The sequence below is a fragment of the Pseudomonas thivervalensis genome (genome assembly GCF_001269655.1).
Taxonomy (GTDB): domain Bacteria; phylum Pseudomonadota; class Gammaproteobacteria; order Pseudomonadales; family Pseudomonadaceae; genus Aquipseudomonas; species Aquipseudomonas thivervalensis.
Genome location: NZ_LHVE01000020.1, coordinates 791401 through 806051, shown reverse-complemented (window position 1 = coordinate 806051; position 14651 = coordinate 791401). Strand labels below are relative to the sequence as shown.

The following is a 14651-nucleotide window of genomic DNA, read 5'->3' as shown; positions in this document are numbered from 1 at the left end:
CGAACGAGATTTGCAACATGCCTACGCCCAACGTCGACGCGGTCAAACTGGATGAACTGAACGCCTGGCGCATCCGCCACGGCCAGGCCGAGTTGCTGGTCGCCCAGCAAGGCGCGCACATCCTCAGCTATCAAGTGGACGGCCAGCCGCCCCTGATCTGGCTCAACGACCAGGCCACGTTCAAGGCCGGCAAAAGCATCCGCGCAGGCGTGCCGGTGTGCTGGCCGTGGTTTGGCAACCTGACCCGCAACCCCGACAGCGTACAGGCCATGCGCGTAAGCAATGACCCGGCCACTGCCCACGGCCTGGTGCGGGCGATGGATTGGGAATTGAAGGGCATCGAAGCCGAAGGCGAAAGCCTGAAAATCGAGTTCGTGCTGCCCTACCCCGAAAACGGCCTGGCGGGCTGGCCCCACCAGGTCGACCTGACGCTGACCATCGTGATGGACGAGCAACTGCACATCCGCCTCACCAGCCATAACCGTGGCAGCGAAACCGTCAGCCTCAGCCAGGCGTTGCACAGCTACTTCGCCGTGAGCGACGTACGCAACGTGCTGGTCGAAGGCGTCGATGGCTTGAGCTACATCGAGACCCTGGACGACTGGAACACCCACACCCAGGCCGGCAACCTGAACTTTGCCGGCGAGACCGACCGTATCTACCTCGACACCCCGCCGACGCTGAGCATCCTTGACCCACAGTGGGAACGACGGATCGAACTGACCAGCAGCGGTTCGCGCTCGGCGGTGATCTGGAACCCCTGGACCGAACGCGCCAAGGCCTTCAGCGACATGGCCGACGATGGCTGGCAGCACATGCTGTGCATCGAGACGGCAAATGTGATGGATGATGTGGTGACGTTGTTGCCAGAAGCCAGCCATACCCTGGGCGTGAGCATCCGCAGCAAACCGCTCTAAGCCACACTGAAAAATCCCCATGTGGGAGCGAGCCTGCTCGCGATAGCGGACTGACAGTCAATATTTTCATTGACTGATACACCGATATCGCGAGCAGGCTCGCTCCCACAGTGGGCTCGTGTCAGGCCTACAAATCCGCCTCCTGCACCACCCTCACCTTCTCCGCCTCCAGCGCATACGCCGCGCTCGCCAGGTCATTGTCGACCTTTTCGATCTTCAGCGTGCCGGTCACCCACAGCGGTGTATAGATGTCGTCCAGCTTCAGGCCCTTGGGATAGCGAACCAACACCAACTGATTAGGCGGCGGTGGCGGGACGTGGATACAGGCGCCGGGGTAGGGCACCAGGAAAAACAGCGTGCTGCGGCCCTTGGCGTCGGTTTCCAGCGGCACCGGGTAACCGCCGATGCGGATGTGCTTGTCGTTCATCGACGCCACGGTCTTGGTCGAATACATCACCGCCGGCAAGCCTTTGCTTTGCTTCAAGCCGCCTTTTTCGGTGAAGGTGCCGTTGGCTTCCGGGGAATTGTGGTCGATCTCGGGCATGGCCTCGAGGGCTTTCTGGTCCGACTTGGGCATCAGTTCCAGCCAGTCGGTTTCCGGCAGCTCGGCGGCATGGGCCAGGCCACTGCCCAGCAGAAGAAGGGTCAACACTAGACGGCGCATGAAAGGGCTCGGCAATGAGTGGGGATGGAACGCCGGGCAGTTTAGCCCTCTCTGTGCGCCGCGCAGAGAGGGCTTTATCAGGTTTAATCAGTTTCTTTTGATCAGGCCGTAGATCACCAGCAGCACGATCGCGCCCACCAGGGCCCCGATAAAGCCCGCGCCTTGGCCGGCCTGGTAGATGCCCAGGGCCTGGCCGCCGTAAGTGGCTGCCAACGAACCGCCGATACCGAGCAGGATGGTCATGATCCAGCCCATGCTGTCATCGCCCGGTTTCAGGAAGCGTGCCAGCAGGCCAACGATCAAGCCGATAAAAATGGTTCCGATGATTCCCATGGCATTCCCCTCTGGTTGAATAGCGATGCCAAAGCCTGGACAGACTTTGGCACTTAGCCATGAGAGAGGTTAGCCGACGAATGGTTCCACCGCCGTTCCAGATTATTGTTCGGCGATCAGCGTCTCGACCTTGATGATCTGCTGGGCCAACGTGGCCCGGTCAGCGCAGCGCAGGTTGGCGTGACCGACCTTGCGCCCGACCTTGAACGCCTTGCCATAGTGATGCAGATGGCAGTCGGCGATCGACAGGACTTTCTCGGTGTCCGGCACCTTGCCGATGAAGTTGAGCATCGCGCTCTCACCGACCTTGGCGGTCGACCCCAGCGGCAGCCCGGCCACCGCCCGCAGGTGGTTTTCGAACTGGCTGCACTCGGCGCCTTCGGTGGTCCAATGCCCGGAGTTGTGGACCCGCGGTGCGATTTCGTTGGCCTTGAGGCCGCCGTCCACTTCAAAGAACTCGAACGCCATCACGCCGACATAGTCGAGCTGCTTGAGCACCCGGCTGGAATAGTCTTCGGCCAAGGCCTGCAACGGGTGATCGGTGCTGGCGACGGACAACTTGAGGATGCCGTCCTTGTGGGTGTTGTGCACCAGCGGGTAGAAGCGGATTTCACCGTCGCGGGCACGCACGGCGATCAGCGAGACTTCCCCAGTGAACGGCACGAAGCCTTCCAGCAGGCAGGCGACGCTGCCGAGCTCGGCGAACGTACCGGCCACATCTTCCGGCTTGCGCAGGACTTTCTGGCCCTTGCCGTCATAACCCAGGGTACGGGTCTTGAGCACGGCGGGCAGGCCGATGGCCGCGACCGCGGCGTCCAGGTCGGCCTGGGACTGGATGTCGGCGAAGGCCGGCGTCGGGATGCCCAGGTCCTTGAACATGTTCTTTTCGAACCAGCGGTCACGGGCGATCCGCAAGGCTTCGGCGCTCGGGTAGACCGGGACGAACTGGGACAGGAAGGCCACGGTTTCGGCCGGGACGCTTTCGAATTCGAAGGTCACCAGGTCGACTTCATCGGCCAACTGGCGCAGGTGATCCTGGTCGCCGTAATCGGCCCGCAGGTGTTCACCCAGCGCTGCGGCACAGGCGTCCGGCGCCGGGTCCAGGAAAGCGAAGTTCATCCCCAGCGGCGTACCTGCCAGGGCCAACATGCGACCCAACTGGCCGCCACCGATTACACCGATCTTCATTCGTCAACAACCTCAGGCAATGCGTGGGTCTGGATTGTCCAGGACGCTGTCCGTCTGCTCAGCGCGGAATTTTTTCAGCACGGTATGAAATTGTGGATGCTTGGCGCCCAGGATGCTCGCCGACAGCAGGGCCGCGTTGATCGCGCCGGCCTTGCCGATGGCCAGGGTCGCGACCGGGATGCCTGCCGGCATCTGCACGATCGACAGCAACGAATCGACGCCCGAGAGCATCGACGACTGGACCGGCACGCCCAGCACCGGCAGGTGGGTCTTGGCCGCGCACATGCCCGGCAAGTGGGCCGCGCCACCGGCACCGGCGATAATCACCTCGATGCCACGCGCCTCGGCCTCTTCGGCGTACTGGAACAGCAGGTCCGGGGTGCGGTGGGCAGAGACCACTTTCACCTCGTAAGGGATGCCGAGCTTTTCCAGCATATCGGCGGTGTGGCTAAGGGTGGACCAATCGGACTTGGAGCCCATGATCACGCCAACCAGTGCACTCATCGTCGTGCCTCTTCTCTCTGGGCGCCCGCAGGCGCGTCAAAAAACAACAAGCCACGCAGGAAACCGGCGTGGCTTGTTGTACGAATGATGGCCGGGCGAACCGACCGAAGGCCGGGCAGTATACCGAAAATGGTGCGTTAAACGCACTTTCGCCGACCATCTGTCATTTGGCGAGAAGTGGCGGTTTTATTGACTCGCAGGTCAGCGCCGGAACACTACAAATCCCACAAAGGGGACTGCGTTGGACTCAAGATCCGATAGCACCCTGCGCCACACCGCCTTCAAGCTTGCGCCACAGCAACCGCACATTGGCCTTGCGCACCAGGGCGCAGCGGTACAGGCGGATCTCCAGGGGCACGTGCCATTGCGTGCCGCCGCAGATCACCAGTTCGCCCCGGGCCAGTTCGGCACGTACGCTCAGGTGCGGTACCCAGGCGATGCCCAGGCCTTCCAGGGCCATGCTTTTCAGGCTGTCGGCCATGGCCGTTTCGTAGATCGTGGTGAACCGCAGCGCCCGCTGGCGCAACAACTGGTTGACCGAACGCCCGAGGAACGCCCCGGCACTGTAGGCCAGCAACGGCACGCTCGCCTCGCCTTCAAGGTCGAACAGCGGGTTGCCGTTGGCATCGGCGGCGCACACCGGGAGCATTTCGGTCTGGCCCAGGTGCAGCGACGGGAAGATTTCCGGGTCCATCTGCATGGCCGAATCCGGATCGTAGAAGGCCAGCATCAAGTCGCAGCCGCCTTCTCGCAAGGCGTGGACCGCGTCGCCGACGTTGGTCGCCACCAGGCGCGTGGCGATGTTCATCCCTTCGTTGCGCAGTTGCGCGATCCAGCGTGGGAAGAAGCCCAGCGCCAGGGAGTGGGCAGCGGCCACTTGGATGACTTCGCCCTGCCCGCCTTCCAGGTGATGCAAATGGCGCAGCACTTCGCCCAGTTGCTCGACCACCGTCCGCGCCGTCACCAGGAACAATTGCCCCGCCGCCGTCAGCTCGACGGGCGTACGGGAGCGGTTGACCAGGGTCAGCCCCAACGCTGCCTCGAGGCTGCGGATTCGCCGGCTGAACGCCGGTTGCGTCACGAAGCGCCGCTCGGCCGCCTGGGAAAAACTGCGAGTAGCGGCCAAGGCACTGAAGTCCTCAAGCCATTTGCTTTCAAGATTCATCACCGCCTCCCCTACACGCACCAAAACAGGTCACACGTTCGCCGCACCGTCGGCGTCACACCGGCATTATGCCGAATATGCATAGGCCAGTGTTTAACAGCATTGGCCCTATTTTTCACGAGAGCCTAGGATCCACAGCGTTCCGGCTCAGACCGGGTCCTTATCGAGATGATTTCCGTCATGTCCTCCGCTGCATCATTCCGCACAGAAAAAGACCTGCTTGGCGTACTCGAAGTACCGGCGCAAGCGTATTACGGCATCCAGACCCTACGAGCGGTAAACAACTTCCGTCTCTCCGGCGTCCCGATCTCGCATTACCCCAAGCTGGTGGTCGGTCTGGCAATGGTCAAACAGGCCGCCGCTGACGCCAACCGCGAACTGGGCCAGCTCAGCGAAGCCAAGCACGCCGCCATCAGTGAAGCCTGTGCACGTTTGATCCGCGGCGATTTCCACGATGAATTCGTGGTGGACATGATCCAGGGCGGCGCCGGCACGTCGACCAACATGAATGCCAACGAAGTCATCGCCAACATCGCGCTGGAGGCCATGGGCCACCAGAAAGGCGAATACCAGTACCTGCACCCCAACAACGACGTGAACATGGCGCAGTCCACCAACGACGCCTACCCGACCGCGATCCGCCTGGGTCTGCTGCTGGGTCACGACGCATTGCTGGCCAGCCTCGACAGCCTGATCCAGGCGTTCGCGGCCAAGGGTGAAGAATTCAGCCACGTCCTGAAGATGGGCCGCACCCAACTGCAAGACGCCGTGCCGATGACCCTCGGCCAAGAATTCCGCGCCTTCGCCACGACCCTGAGCGAAGACCTGGCGCGCCTGAAAACCCTGGCGCCTGAGCTGCTCACCGAAGTGAACCTGGGCGGCACCGCCATCGGCACCGGCATCAACGCCGACCCGCGCTACCAGGCCCTGGCCGTACAGCGCCTGGCGACCATCAGCGGCCAGCCGCTGGTCCCGGCCGCCGACCTGATCGAAGCCACCTCCGACATGGGCGCCTTCGTGCTGTTCTCCGGCATGCTCAAGCGCACCGCGGTCAAGCTGTCGAAGATCTGCAACGACCTGCGCCTGCTGTCCAGCGGCCCACGCACCGGCATCAACGAAATCAACCTGCCGGCCCGCCAGCCAGGCAGCTCGATCATGCCCGGCAAGGTCAACCCGGTGATCCCGGAAGCGGTCAACCAGGTGGCGTTCCAGATCATCGGCAACGACCTGGCCCTGACCATCGCGGCCGAAGGCGGCCAACTGCAACTGAACGTGATGGAGCCGCTGATCGCCTTCAAGATCTTCGACTCGATCCGCCTGCTGCAACGGGCCATGGACATGCTGCGCGAGCACTGCATCGTCGGCATCACCGCCAACGAAGCGCGCTGCCGTGAGCTGGTCGAGCACTCGATCGGCCTGGTTACCGCCCTGAACCCGTACATCGGCTATGAAAACGCCACCCGCATCGCCCGTGTTGCCCTGGAAAGTGGCCGCGGCGTGCTGGAACTGGTGCGCGAAGAAGGCTTGCTCGACGACGCCATGCTCGACGACATCCTGCGCCCGGAAAACATGATTGCTCCGCGTCTGGTCCCGCTCAAAGCGTGATCGACACGGCCACCGCTCACCAGGTCGAGGGACTAGACACCTCTCACCTTTTGAGGGCTTGGGGATCTTCCCCAAGCCCTTTTTTTAATTGATAGCTGCCAAGGATGACCGAACCTGTGGGAAGGAACCTGCTCGCGATAAACGACGATGCGCTGCCCGTTGTAAACCGCGTCGCCAGCCAACGCGAGCAGGCTCACCCCCACAAGAACCTGACCACAAGGCCAGGTGTTTCAAAGGGTCCGCTTCGTCGGACGCACCACAACTGTGCAGACGGGCACCGCACTGATAGGTATAGTGCCGCCCCTCTTCGCATGAGCGGTCGTCCGCAACGAGACCTTTAAACATGCGAAAACCGAACTAATAACAAACCCGCGAAAATGGACCGGGACGAAAAATCGCCGCATCTGTCGTGCCGCGCGCCGACTGATGTAACGCGATGTTTCCAAATGGCCAGCATTTGCTTAAACAAAAAACAGCGAGGAATACTCATGCTCGAAGTCATCAACGACTTCCTATCAGGGAAAGTGCTGATCGTGCTCATTGTCGGGCTCGGTGGCTACTTCACGATCCGCTCGCGTTTCGTCCAGTTCCGTCACTTCTTCCACATGTTCACGGTGTTCCGTGACAGCCTGAAAAGCAGCACTGACCAGCTCAGCTCCTTCCAGGCCCTGATGCTCAGCCTGGCCGGCCGTGTCGGCGCGGGCAACATCGCCGGTGTCGGCATCGCCGTGACCCTCGGTGGTCCCGGTGCGGTGTTCTGGATGTGGGTGACCGCCCTGGTCGGCATGTCCAGCAGCTTCTTCGAATGCTCCCTCGGCCAGCTCTACAAGCGCTGCGACGCCGAAGGCCAGTACCGTGGCGGCCCGTCCTATTACATCCAGCACGGCCTGCAGAAACGCTGGTTGGGCATGATCATGGCATTCCTGCTGCTGGTGACCTTCGGCTTCGCCTTCAACGGCCTGCAAGCCCACGCGGTCACCCACTCCCTGAACAACGCCTTCGGCTTTGACACCACCTACACGGGCCTGGGCCTGGCGGTGCTGCTGGGCCTGGTGTTCATCGGTGGGATCAAGCGCATCGCCAAGGTTGCCGACCTGCTGGTACCGGTCAAGACCCTGGCGTACATCGCCGTGACCCTCTATGTGATCGTGCTGCAGTTCGAACATGTACCGGGCATGCTGGTGACCATCGTCAAGAGCGCCTTCGGCCTGGACCAGGCCTTCGGCGGCCTGATCGGCAGCGCCATCGTCATGGGCGTCAAGCGTGGCGTGTTCGCCAACGAAGCCGGCCTGGGCAGTGCACCTAACGTTGCCGCCGTCGCGTCGGTCGAGCACCCGGTCGCCCAGGGCGTAGTCCAGGCGTTCAGCGTGTTCCTGGACACCTTCGTGATCTGCACCTGCACCGCGCTGCTGATCCTGCTGTCGGGCTTCTACACCCCAGGCTTCGAAGGCGACGGCATTGCCCTGACCCAGAACTCCCTGGCGGCCGTCGTGGGTGACTGGGGCCGGATATTCATCTCCGTGGCCCTGTCGTTGTTCGTGTTCACCTCGATCCTCTACAACTACTACCTGGGCGAGAACAACCTGCGCTTCATGATCGGTGACAATCGCAAGGTCCTGATGGGCTACCGCGCCCTGGTCCTGGTCCTGATTTTCTGGGGCGCCATCGAGAACCTCGGCACCGTGTTCGCGTTCGCCGACATCACCATGACCCTGCTGGCGTTCGTGAACCTGATCGCGCTGTTCCTGCTGTTCAAGGTCGGCATGCGCATCCTGCGTGACTACGATGACCAGCGTTCGGCCGGCATCAAGGTTCCAGTGTTCGACTCCAGCAAGTTCCCGGACCTGGACCTGGACCGCAAGGCGTGGCCAGCCACCCCGTCGGCGCCGGTTGCCAAACCTGACGCCGCGACTGCTGGCGTGGCCGCAGCGCAACGCTGATCGGCAGGCTGTTCGTAAAAAACCGGGCGCACCCCCTGCGCCCGGCGTGACACAGCGTAAGGTCGGCGTCATGCTCGGCCTTATGTTGTGGCGGCTGACCCAAGCCGCCGTTTTCGTCCTCGGAGAACAACCATGAATTCCTTGACCTACCCTGCCGCCCAGCACGTCATGGTGCTCTACACCGGCGGCACCATCGGCATGCAGGCCAGCGCCCACGGCCTGGCCCCGGCATCCGGTTTCGAAGCGCGGATGCGCGATTACCTGCACAGCCAGCCCGAACTCGTCATACCGCAATGGCGCTTCCGGGAAATGACGCCGCTGATCGACAGCGCCAACATGACCCCGGCCTATTGGCAGCAACTGCGCGAAGCGGTGGTCGACGCCGTGGATGTGCAGGGCTGCGACAGTGTGTTGATCCTGCACGGCACCGACACCCTGGCCTACAGCGCGGCGGCAATGAGCTTCCAACTGCTGGGCCTGCATGCGCGGGTCTGCTTCACCGGCTCGATGCTGCCCGCCGGCGTGACCGACAGTGACGCCTGGGAAAACCTCAGCGGCGCCCTGGTCGCCCTCGGACAGGGCCTGGCGCCGGGCGTGCACCTGTACTTCCACGGCGAGCTGCTGGCGCCGACCCGTTGCGCGAAAGTGCGTAGCTTTGGTCGTCATCCGTTCAAGCGCCTGGAACGCCAGGGCGGCGGCACCCCAGCGTCGTCCCTGCCGGTTCAGTTGAACTACAACCAGCCCAAGCAACTGGCGAACATCGCGGCGCTGCCGCTGTTTCCCGGCATCAGCGCCCAAGTCCTCGATGGCCTGCTGGGCAGCGGCATCCAGGGCCTGGTGCTGGAGTGCTACGGCAGCGGCACCGGGCCGAGCGACAACCCGGCCTTCCTCGCCAGCCTCGAGCGGGCGCGGGACAGCGGCGTAGTGGTCGTGGCGGTAACCCAATGCCATGAAGGTGGCGTCGAGCTGGATGTGTATGAGGCTGGCAGTCGTTTACGCGGCGTGGGCGTGCTCTCCGGCGGCGGCATGACCCGCGAGGCCGCGTTCGGCAAGTTGCAGGCGTTGATTGGCGCGGGGCTGCCGGTGGAAGAGGTTCGGCGGCTGGTAGAGCTGGACCTGTGTGGCGAGCTGAGCTGATCGAACCTGCATCGACTTGTGGTGAGGAGCTTTTGTGGTGTCCTGGCAAACACCGCTCGGCATGCAACTTGCTCCATTTCCAGCCTCCCCAGGCTGGAAACGGACATGCTGCATTCCCACCTCACCACCCTCAACGCCGTTTCACTGGTACTGAGCACCTTTAAAAGCGAAGGGCTGTCCAGTGATGCCTTGTTGGCCGGCAGCGGCATCAGCGCCGCGGACCTGAGCCGGGCCGATACGCGCATCACCACCAACCAGGAGATGCAGGTCTGCGCCAACGCCGTGGCCCTCAAGCGCGACATCGGCCTGGAACTGGGCCTGCGCATGCACGTTTCGTCCTACGGCATGCTCGGCTATGCCCTGCTCACCAGTGCCACCTTAGGTGACGCTTTGCGCCTGGCACTGCGTTATCCGGCGCTGTTGGGAACACTCTTCGAATTGAACCTGGACGATGACGGCGAGCACATCTGGTTCAGCGCCAGCGACTATCGGGAGAACCCGGCCCTGGCGGTGTTCAATGCCGAGTTCTGCATGGTTTCGTTGAGGGTGATCTGCAATGACCTCCTCGGCCATGCGCTGCCGTTGCACGCGGCTCGCTTCGAACACCCGGCGCCCGATTACCAGGCACGCTACACCGAGCTCTTCGACTGCCCGGTGCGCTTCGACTGCGTCGACAATGCATTCGCCTTCGAGCGACATTGGCTGGAACACCCCTTGCCCCTGGCCGACCCCATCACCCATCACGCCATGGCCGAACGCTGTCGCCGGCAGAACACCGAGTTCACCGGACGCCAGGCCTGGCTGGGGCGCATCCGCCAGTTGCTCGACGCCCAACTCGACGCCGCCCCAGGGCTGGAGGGCCTGGCCGAACAAATGAACTGCTCGGCGCGCACCTTGCGTCGCCACCTCAAGGACCTGGGCTGCAGCTACCAGGAGCTGTTGGACGAACTGCGCTTCGAGCGGGCCAAGCAGATGCTCTGCGAGGACCAACTGCCGATCTATCGAATCGCCGAACGACTGGGCTTCAGCGAAACCGCCAGCTTCCGCCATGCCTTCGTGCGCTGGAGCGGCGTGGCGCCCAGCCAGTTCAGGGCCTGAGGCGTCGCGTTCATCTATACCCCCTTTGTGGACCGGGATAGGGTTAACCCCTGTGGCGAGGGAGCTTGCTCCCGCTGGGCTGCGCAGCAGCCCCAAAAAGACAACGCATTTCCACAGACAAACCGCATCAGCGAGCTTACGACGGCTGCGCCGCCGAGCGGGAGCAAGCTCCCTCGCCACCAGTGGACGCCTTGAGGTCGGGGGTGTCTGTGCTGCCGCCATCGCGATCCAGTCAACGCCGCAAAAACGCTTGGTGCAACTCATCCACCGTCTGGAAGTGATACGCCGGGCCCTCGATGCTGAGTTCTTCGTGGCTGCCGAACCCATACCCTACCGCCGCCGCATCGAGGCCATTGCTGTGGGCGCCGATCAGGTCGTGTTTGCGGTCGCCGATCATCAGGGTGCTGGCCGGGTCGAGGCCTTCTTCGGCCAGCAGGTGGGCGATCAGCTCGACTTTGTCAGTGCGGGTGCCGTCCAGTTCGCTGCCGTAGATCACCTTGAAGTGCCGGGCGAAGTCGAAGTGGCGGGCGATTTCCCGGGCGAAGACCCAGGGTTTTGAGGTGGCGATGTACAACTGGCGCCCTTGGCCACCCAAGGTATCCAGCAACGGCATCACGCCGTCGAAGACGCGGTTTTCGTAAAGGCCGGTGACCTTGAAGCGCTCACGATAGAAATTCACCGCCTCCCAGGCCTTCGCTTCGTCGAAGTCGTAGAACTGCATGAACGCCTGCAACAGCGGCGGGCCGATGAAGTGTTCGAGGCGGGTCAGGTCGGGTTCGTCGATGCCCAGTTTGCTCAAGGCGAACTGGATCGAGCGGGTGATTCCTTCCCGGGGGTCGGTGAGGGTGCCGTCGAGGTCGAAGAGTACGGTCTGGTAGTGCATGGCAGGTCCTGGCAGTGGCATCACGTGGCGAGGGAGCTTGCTCCCGCTGGGCCGGTCCGACGCTTCGGACGCGGCAGACCCATTATTTGTGAGCGCTTCGCGCTCAAGCGGGAGCAAGCTCCCTCGCCACGATGAATCAAACAAGTAGGAACAGTAACGAACCCATCAAGGCTGGTCGTAACCTTCGGCTAAGTGCAGGTCCTTGAGCTTCACGTAGTTCGCCGCGCTGTAGGTGAAGAACGCGCGCTCCTTGTCTGTCAGCGGCCGGGCCTGTTTCACTGGACTGCCCACATACAAAAAGCCGCTCTCCAGGCGCTTGCCCGGCGGTACGAGGCTGCCGGCGCCGATGATCACATCGTCTTCGACCACCGCGCCGTCCATGACGATGCTGCCCATGCCGATCAGGATCCGGCTGCCCACCGAGCAACCGTGGAGCATGACCTTGTGGGCGATGGTCACGTCGTCGCCGATCAGCAACGGGAAGCCATCCGGGTTGAACGGCCCGGCGTGGGTGATGTGCAGCACGCAACCGTCCTGGACGCTGGTGCGCGCACCGACACGGATGCGGTGCATGTCGCCGCGAATGACCGTCAGCGGCCAGACGGAGCTGTCTTCGCCGATTTCGACGTCGCCGATCACCACCGCGGTGCTGTCGACAAAAGCCCCACGGGCAAGCCGCGGGCTGTGGTTCTGGTACGTGCGAAGGGTCACGATAGGCTCTCTCTTATCCGGTGATAGGCGCTGCTAGCTGCGGTGAACGCCGATTGTAATTAAGATGGGCCGATGTTTCTTCCAGCCAAGGTGTCGACCGTGAGCGTGAACAACCCTCTTTTGCAGCCCTATGACCTGCCGCCATTCTCGGCGATCCGTGCCGAGCACGTGCAACCGGCCATCGAGCAGATCCTGGCGGACAACCGCGCGGCCATTGCCGAAATTCTCAAGACCCAAGTCCAACAGCCTACCTGGGCCGGCCTGGTATTGGCCATGGACGAGCTCAATGATCGTCTCGGCGCGGCCTGGAGCCCGGTCAGCCATTTGAACGCCGTGCGCAACAGCCCGGAACTGCGCGAGGCCTACGAGGCCTGCCTGCCGGCGCTGAGTGCCTACTCCACCGAGCTGGGCCAGAACCGCGAGCTGTTCCAGGCCTTCGAAGCCCTGGCGAACAGCCCCGAAGCCGCCGGCTTCGACGTGGCGCAGAAAACCATCCTGGAACATTCCCTGCGCGATTTCCGCCTGTCGGGCATCGACCTGCCGCCCGAGCAGCAGAAGCGCTACGCCGAGGTGCAGAGCAAACTGTCCGAGCTGGGCAGCCGCTTCTCCAATCAACTGCTGGACGCGACCCAGGCCTGGACCAAGCACGTCACAGACGAAGCCGCCCTTGCCGGCCTGACCGACTCGGCCAAGGCCCAAATGGCCGCCGCTGCCCAGGCCAAGGAGCTGGACGGCTGGCTGATCAACCTGGAATTCCCCAGCTACTACGCGGTGATGACCTACGCCGAAGACCGCGCCCTGCGTGAAGAAGTCTACGCCGCCTACTGCACCCGCGCCTCGGACCAAGGCCCGAATGCCGGCCAGAACGACAACGGCCCGGTGATGGAGCAGATCCTCGACCTGCGCCAGGAACTGGCCCAACTGCTCGGTTTCGCCAACTTCGCCGAGTTGAGCCTGGCGACCAAGATGACCGAATCCAGCGATCAGGTCCTCAGCTTCCTGCGTGACCTGGCCAAGCGCAGCAAGCCGTTCGCCGCCCTGGATCTGGAACAGCTCAAAGCCTATGCCGCCGAGCAGGGCTGCCCCGACCTGCAAAGCTGGGACAGCGGTTTCTACGGTGAAAAACTGCGCCAGCAGCGCTACAGCGTGGCCCAGGAAGCCCTGCGCGCCTACTTCCCGATCGACAAGGTATTGAGCGGCCTGTTCGCCATCGTCCAGCGCCTCTATGGCATCGAAATCGCCGAACTGAAAGGCTTCGACGCCTGGCACCCGGACGTGCGCCTGTTCGAGATCAAGGAGAACGGCCAGCACGTCGGCCGCTTCTTCTTCGACCTCTACGCCCGCGCCAACAAGCGTGGCGGAGCCTGGATGGACGGTGCCCGCGACCGTCGCCGCACCTTCGACGGCGTGCTGCAAAGCCCGGTCGCCAACCTGGTGTGCAACTTCACCCCGGCCGACAGCGGCAAACCGGCGCTGCTGACCCACGATGAAGTCACCACCCTGTTCCACGAGTTCGGCCATGGCTTGCACCACCTGTTGACCCGCGTCGAACACGCTGGTGTGTCCGGCATCAATGGCGTGGCCTGGGATGCCGTGGAGCTGCCGAGCCAGTTCATGGAAAACTGGTGCTGGGAGCCTGAAGGCCTGGCGCTGATTTCCGGCCACTACGAGACCGGCGAACCGCTGCCCCAGGACCTGCTGGAAAAAATGCTCGCGGCGAAAAACTTCCAGTCCGGCCTGATGATGGTTCGTCAGTTGGAGTTCTCGCTGTTCGACTTCGAGCTGCACGCCACCCACGGCGATGGCCGCAGCGTGCTGCAAGTGCTCGAAGGCGTGCGTGACGAGGTGTCGGTCATGCGTCCGCCGGCCTACAACCGCTTCCCCAACAGCTTCGCCCACATCTTCGCCGGCGGGTATGCGGCGGGCTACTACAGCTACAAGTGGGCGGAAGTGCTCTCGGCGGATGCGTTCTCCAAGTTCGAAGAAGACGGCGTGCTCAATGCCGACACCGGTCGCGCCTTCCGCGAGGCGATCCTGGCCCGTGGCGGCTCCCAGGAACCGATGGTGCTGTTCGTCGACTTCCGTGGCCGTGAGCCGTCGATTGACGCACTCTTGCGCCATAGCGGCCTGACCGAGGACGCGGCAGCATGAGTGAGGGGCCTGTGATTACCAAGCGACGCTTTATCGCCGGGGCGGTCTGCCCGGCCTGCAGCGAACCGGACAAGTTGATGATGTGGAACGAAGACGGCGTGCCGCACCGCGAGTGCGTGGCCTGCGGTTATTCCGACACGCTCAACGAGCAAGGCCTGTCGGTGCCCAAGGAATTGGGCACCCGGGTCAACACCTCGGCGCTCAAGGCGCCGGACGCCAAGGTCCAGGCGGTGCAGTTTTTCCCCAACCCCAAGTTGAAGAAAAAAACCGACTGAATGATCCAGTATCACCTTCCGGGCCCCACGGCCCGGAAGCGATACATATATACCGCCATGCCGTCCCCCGGCCTGCCCAG

At 63.1% G+C, this 14651-nt stretch carries 14 protein-coding genes; 7 read left to right on the top strand and 7 right to left on the bottom strand.

Translation table 11 applies throughout. The features are described 5' to 3' along the window. The first annotated feature begins 17 nt into the window (after positions 1 to 17). Complete coding sequence (locus AD659_RS28555) at positions 18 to 917, top strand: D-hexose-6-phosphate mutarotase (protein WP_053127027.1); 900 nt, start codon at positions 18 to 20, stop codon at positions 915 to 917. A gap of 127 nt (positions 918 to 1044) precedes the next feature. Here AD659_RS28555 and AD659_RS28550 read toward each other — a convergent pair whose 3' ends face one another. The 5 genes from AD659_RS28550 to AD659_RS28530 form a co-directional block, all read right to left on the bottom strand. Then, the gene (locus AD659_RS28550; RefSeq protein ID WP_053127025.1) at positions 1045 to 1581 is read right to left on the bottom strand and encodes a DUF3299 domain-containing protein; all 537 of its coding nucleotides are present in this window, start codon (positions 1579 to 1581) and stop codon (positions 1045 to 1047) included. Between the two features lie 87 nt (positions 1582 to 1668). After that, positions 1669 to 1914: a GlsB/YeaQ/YmgE family stress response membrane protein gene (locus AD659_RS28545; protein ID WP_003187057.1), complete on the bottom strand. Its 246-nt coding sequence runs from the start codon at positions 1912 to 1914 to the stop codon at positions 1669 to 1671. Positions 1915 to 2016: 102 nt separating this feature from the next. Next, positions 2017 to 3102, bottom strand: coding sequence for a 5-(carboxyamino)imidazole ribonucleotide synthase (locus AD659_RS28540; protein WP_053127023.1), 1086 nt, complete (start codon positions 3100 to 3102; stop codon positions 2017 to 2019). Positions 3103 to 3114: 12 nt separating this feature from the next. Next, positions 3115 to 3606: a 5-(carboxyamino)imidazole ribonucleotide mutase gene (gene purE, locus AD659_RS28535; protein WP_003196369.1), complete on the bottom strand. Its 492-nt coding sequence runs from the start codon at positions 3604 to 3606 to the stop codon at positions 3115 to 3117. A 247-nt stretch (positions 3607 to 3853) separates the two neighbouring features. Next, positions 3854 to 4771: a LysR substrate-binding domain-containing protein gene (locus AD659_RS28530; protein WP_053127021.1), complete on the bottom strand. Its 918-nt coding sequence runs from the start codon at positions 4769 to 4771 to the stop codon at positions 3854 to 3856. Between the two features lie 180 nt (positions 4772 to 4951). On the opposite strand from AD659_RS28530, the gene aspA reads away from it, so the two are divergent. The 4 genes from aspA to AD659_RS28510 all read left to right on the top strand — a co-directional run bounded on the left by aspA (position 4952) and on the right by AD659_RS28510 (position 10551). Further along, a complete protein-coding gene (gene aspA, locus AD659_RS28525) occupies positions 4952 to 6376 on the top strand; it encodes an aspartate ammonia-lyase (protein ID WP_053127019.1) in 1425 nt (474 codons plus the stop codon). A 488-nt stretch (positions 6377 to 6864) separates the two neighbouring features. Further along, positions 6865 to 8316: an alanine/glycine:cation symporter family protein gene (locus AD659_RS28520; RefSeq protein WP_053127017.1), complete on the top strand. Its 1452-nt coding sequence runs from the start codon at positions 6865 to 6867 to the stop codon at positions 8314 to 8316. Positions 8317 to 8448: 132 nt separating this feature from the next. Beyond that, the gene (locus AD659_RS28515; protein WP_053127015.1) at positions 8449 to 9453 is read left to right on the top strand and encodes an asparaginase; all 1005 of its coding nucleotides are present in this window, start codon (positions 8449 to 8451) and stop codon (positions 9451 to 9453) included. Positions 9454 to 9558: 105 nt separating this feature from the next. Beyond that, positions 9559 to 10551 (top strand): AraC family transcriptional regulator, encoded by a 993-nt coding sequence (locus AD659_RS28510; RefSeq protein ID WP_053127014.1) that lies wholly within the window; start codon positions 9559 to 9561, stop codon positions 10549 to 10551. Between the two features lie 232 nt (positions 10552 to 10783). Here AD659_RS28510 and AD659_RS28505 read toward each other — a convergent pair whose 3' ends face one another. Both AD659_RS28505 and AD659_RS28500 read right to left on the bottom strand, forming a co-directional pair. Beyond that, positions 10784 to 11434: an HAD family hydrolase gene (locus tag AD659_RS28505; protein ID WP_053127012.1), complete on the bottom strand. Its 651-nt coding sequence runs from the start codon at positions 11432 to 11434 to the stop codon at positions 10784 to 10786. A gap of 165 nt (positions 11435 to 11599) precedes the next feature. After that, positions 11600 to 12145: a gamma carbonic anhydrase family protein gene (locus tag AD659_RS28500; protein WP_053127010.1), complete on the bottom strand. Its 546-nt coding sequence runs from the start codon at positions 12143 to 12145 to the stop codon at positions 11600 to 11602. A gap of 72 nt (positions 12146 to 12217) precedes the next feature. On the opposite strand from AD659_RS28500, the gene prlC reads away from it, so the two are divergent. Together prlC and AD659_RS28490 are read left to right on the top strand one after the other, a co-directional pair. Then, the gene (gene prlC / locus AD659_RS28495; protein ID WP_167352854.1) at positions 12218 to 14296 is read left to right on the top strand and encodes an oligopeptidase A; all 2079 of its coding nucleotides are present in this window, start codon (positions 12218 to 12220) and stop codon (positions 14294 to 14296) included. Beyond that, a complete protein-coding gene (locus tag AD659_RS28490; RefSeq protein ID WP_018600854.1) occupies positions 14293 to 14571 on the top strand; it encodes a YheV family putative zinc ribbon protein in 279 nt (92 codons plus the stop codon). Before prlC ends, AD659_RS28490 begins: the two co-directional genes overlap by 4 nt. Positions 14572 to 14651: the final 80 nt, after the last annotated feature.

Bases quoted from the DNA above. Each gene is read 5' to 3' on its own strand.
- AD659_RS28555 (WP_053127027.1), top strand. From the start codon at position 18: ATGCCTACGCCCAACGTCGACGCGGTCAAACTGGATGAACTGAACGCC.
- AD659_RS28550 (WP_053127025.1), bottom strand. From the start codon at position 1,581: ATGCGCCGTCTAGTGTTGACCCTTCTTCTGCTGGGCAGTGGCCTGGCC.
- AD659_RS28545 (WP_003187057.1), bottom strand. From the start codon at position 1,914: ATGGGAATCATCGGAACCATTTTTATCGGCTTGATCGTTGGCCTGCTG.
- AD659_RS28540 (WP_053127023.1), bottom strand. From the start codon at position 3,102: ATGAAGATCGGTGTAATCGGTGGCGGCCAGTTGGGTCGCATGTTGGCC.
- purE (WP_003196369.1), bottom strand. From the start codon at position 3,606: ATGAGTGCACTGGTTGGCGTGATCATGGGCTCCAAGTCCGATTGGTCC.
- AD659_RS28530 (WP_053127021.1), bottom strand. From the start codon at position 4,771: ATGAATCTTGAAAGCAAATGGCTTGAGGACTTCAGTGCCTTGGCCGCT.
- aspA (WP_053127019.1), top strand. From the start codon at position 4,952: ATGTCCTCCGCTGCATCATTCCGCACAGAAAAAGACCTGCTTGGCGTA.
- AD659_RS28520 (WP_053127017.1), top strand. From the start codon at position 6,865: ATGCTCGAAGTCATCAACGACTTCCTATCAGGGAAAGTGCTGATCGTG.
- AD659_RS28515 (WP_053127015.1), top strand. From the start codon at position 8,449: ATGAATTCCTTGACCTACCCTGCCGCCCAGCACGTCATGGTGCTCTAC.
- AD659_RS28510 (WP_053127014.1), top strand. From the start codon at position 9,559: ATGCTGCATTCCCACCTCACCACCCTCAACGCCGTTTCACTGGTACTG.
- AD659_RS28505 (WP_053127012.1), bottom strand. From the start codon at position 11,434: ATGCACTACCAGACCGTACTCTTCGACCTCGACGGCACCCTCACCGAC.
- prlC (WP_167352854.1), top strand. From the start codon at position 12,218: ATGTTTCTTCCAGCCAAGGTGTCGACCGTGAGCGTGAACAACCCTCTT.
- AD659_RS28490 (WP_018600854.1), top strand. From the start codon at position 14,293: ATGAGTGAGGGGCCTGTGATTACCAAGCGACGCTTTATCGCCGGGGCG.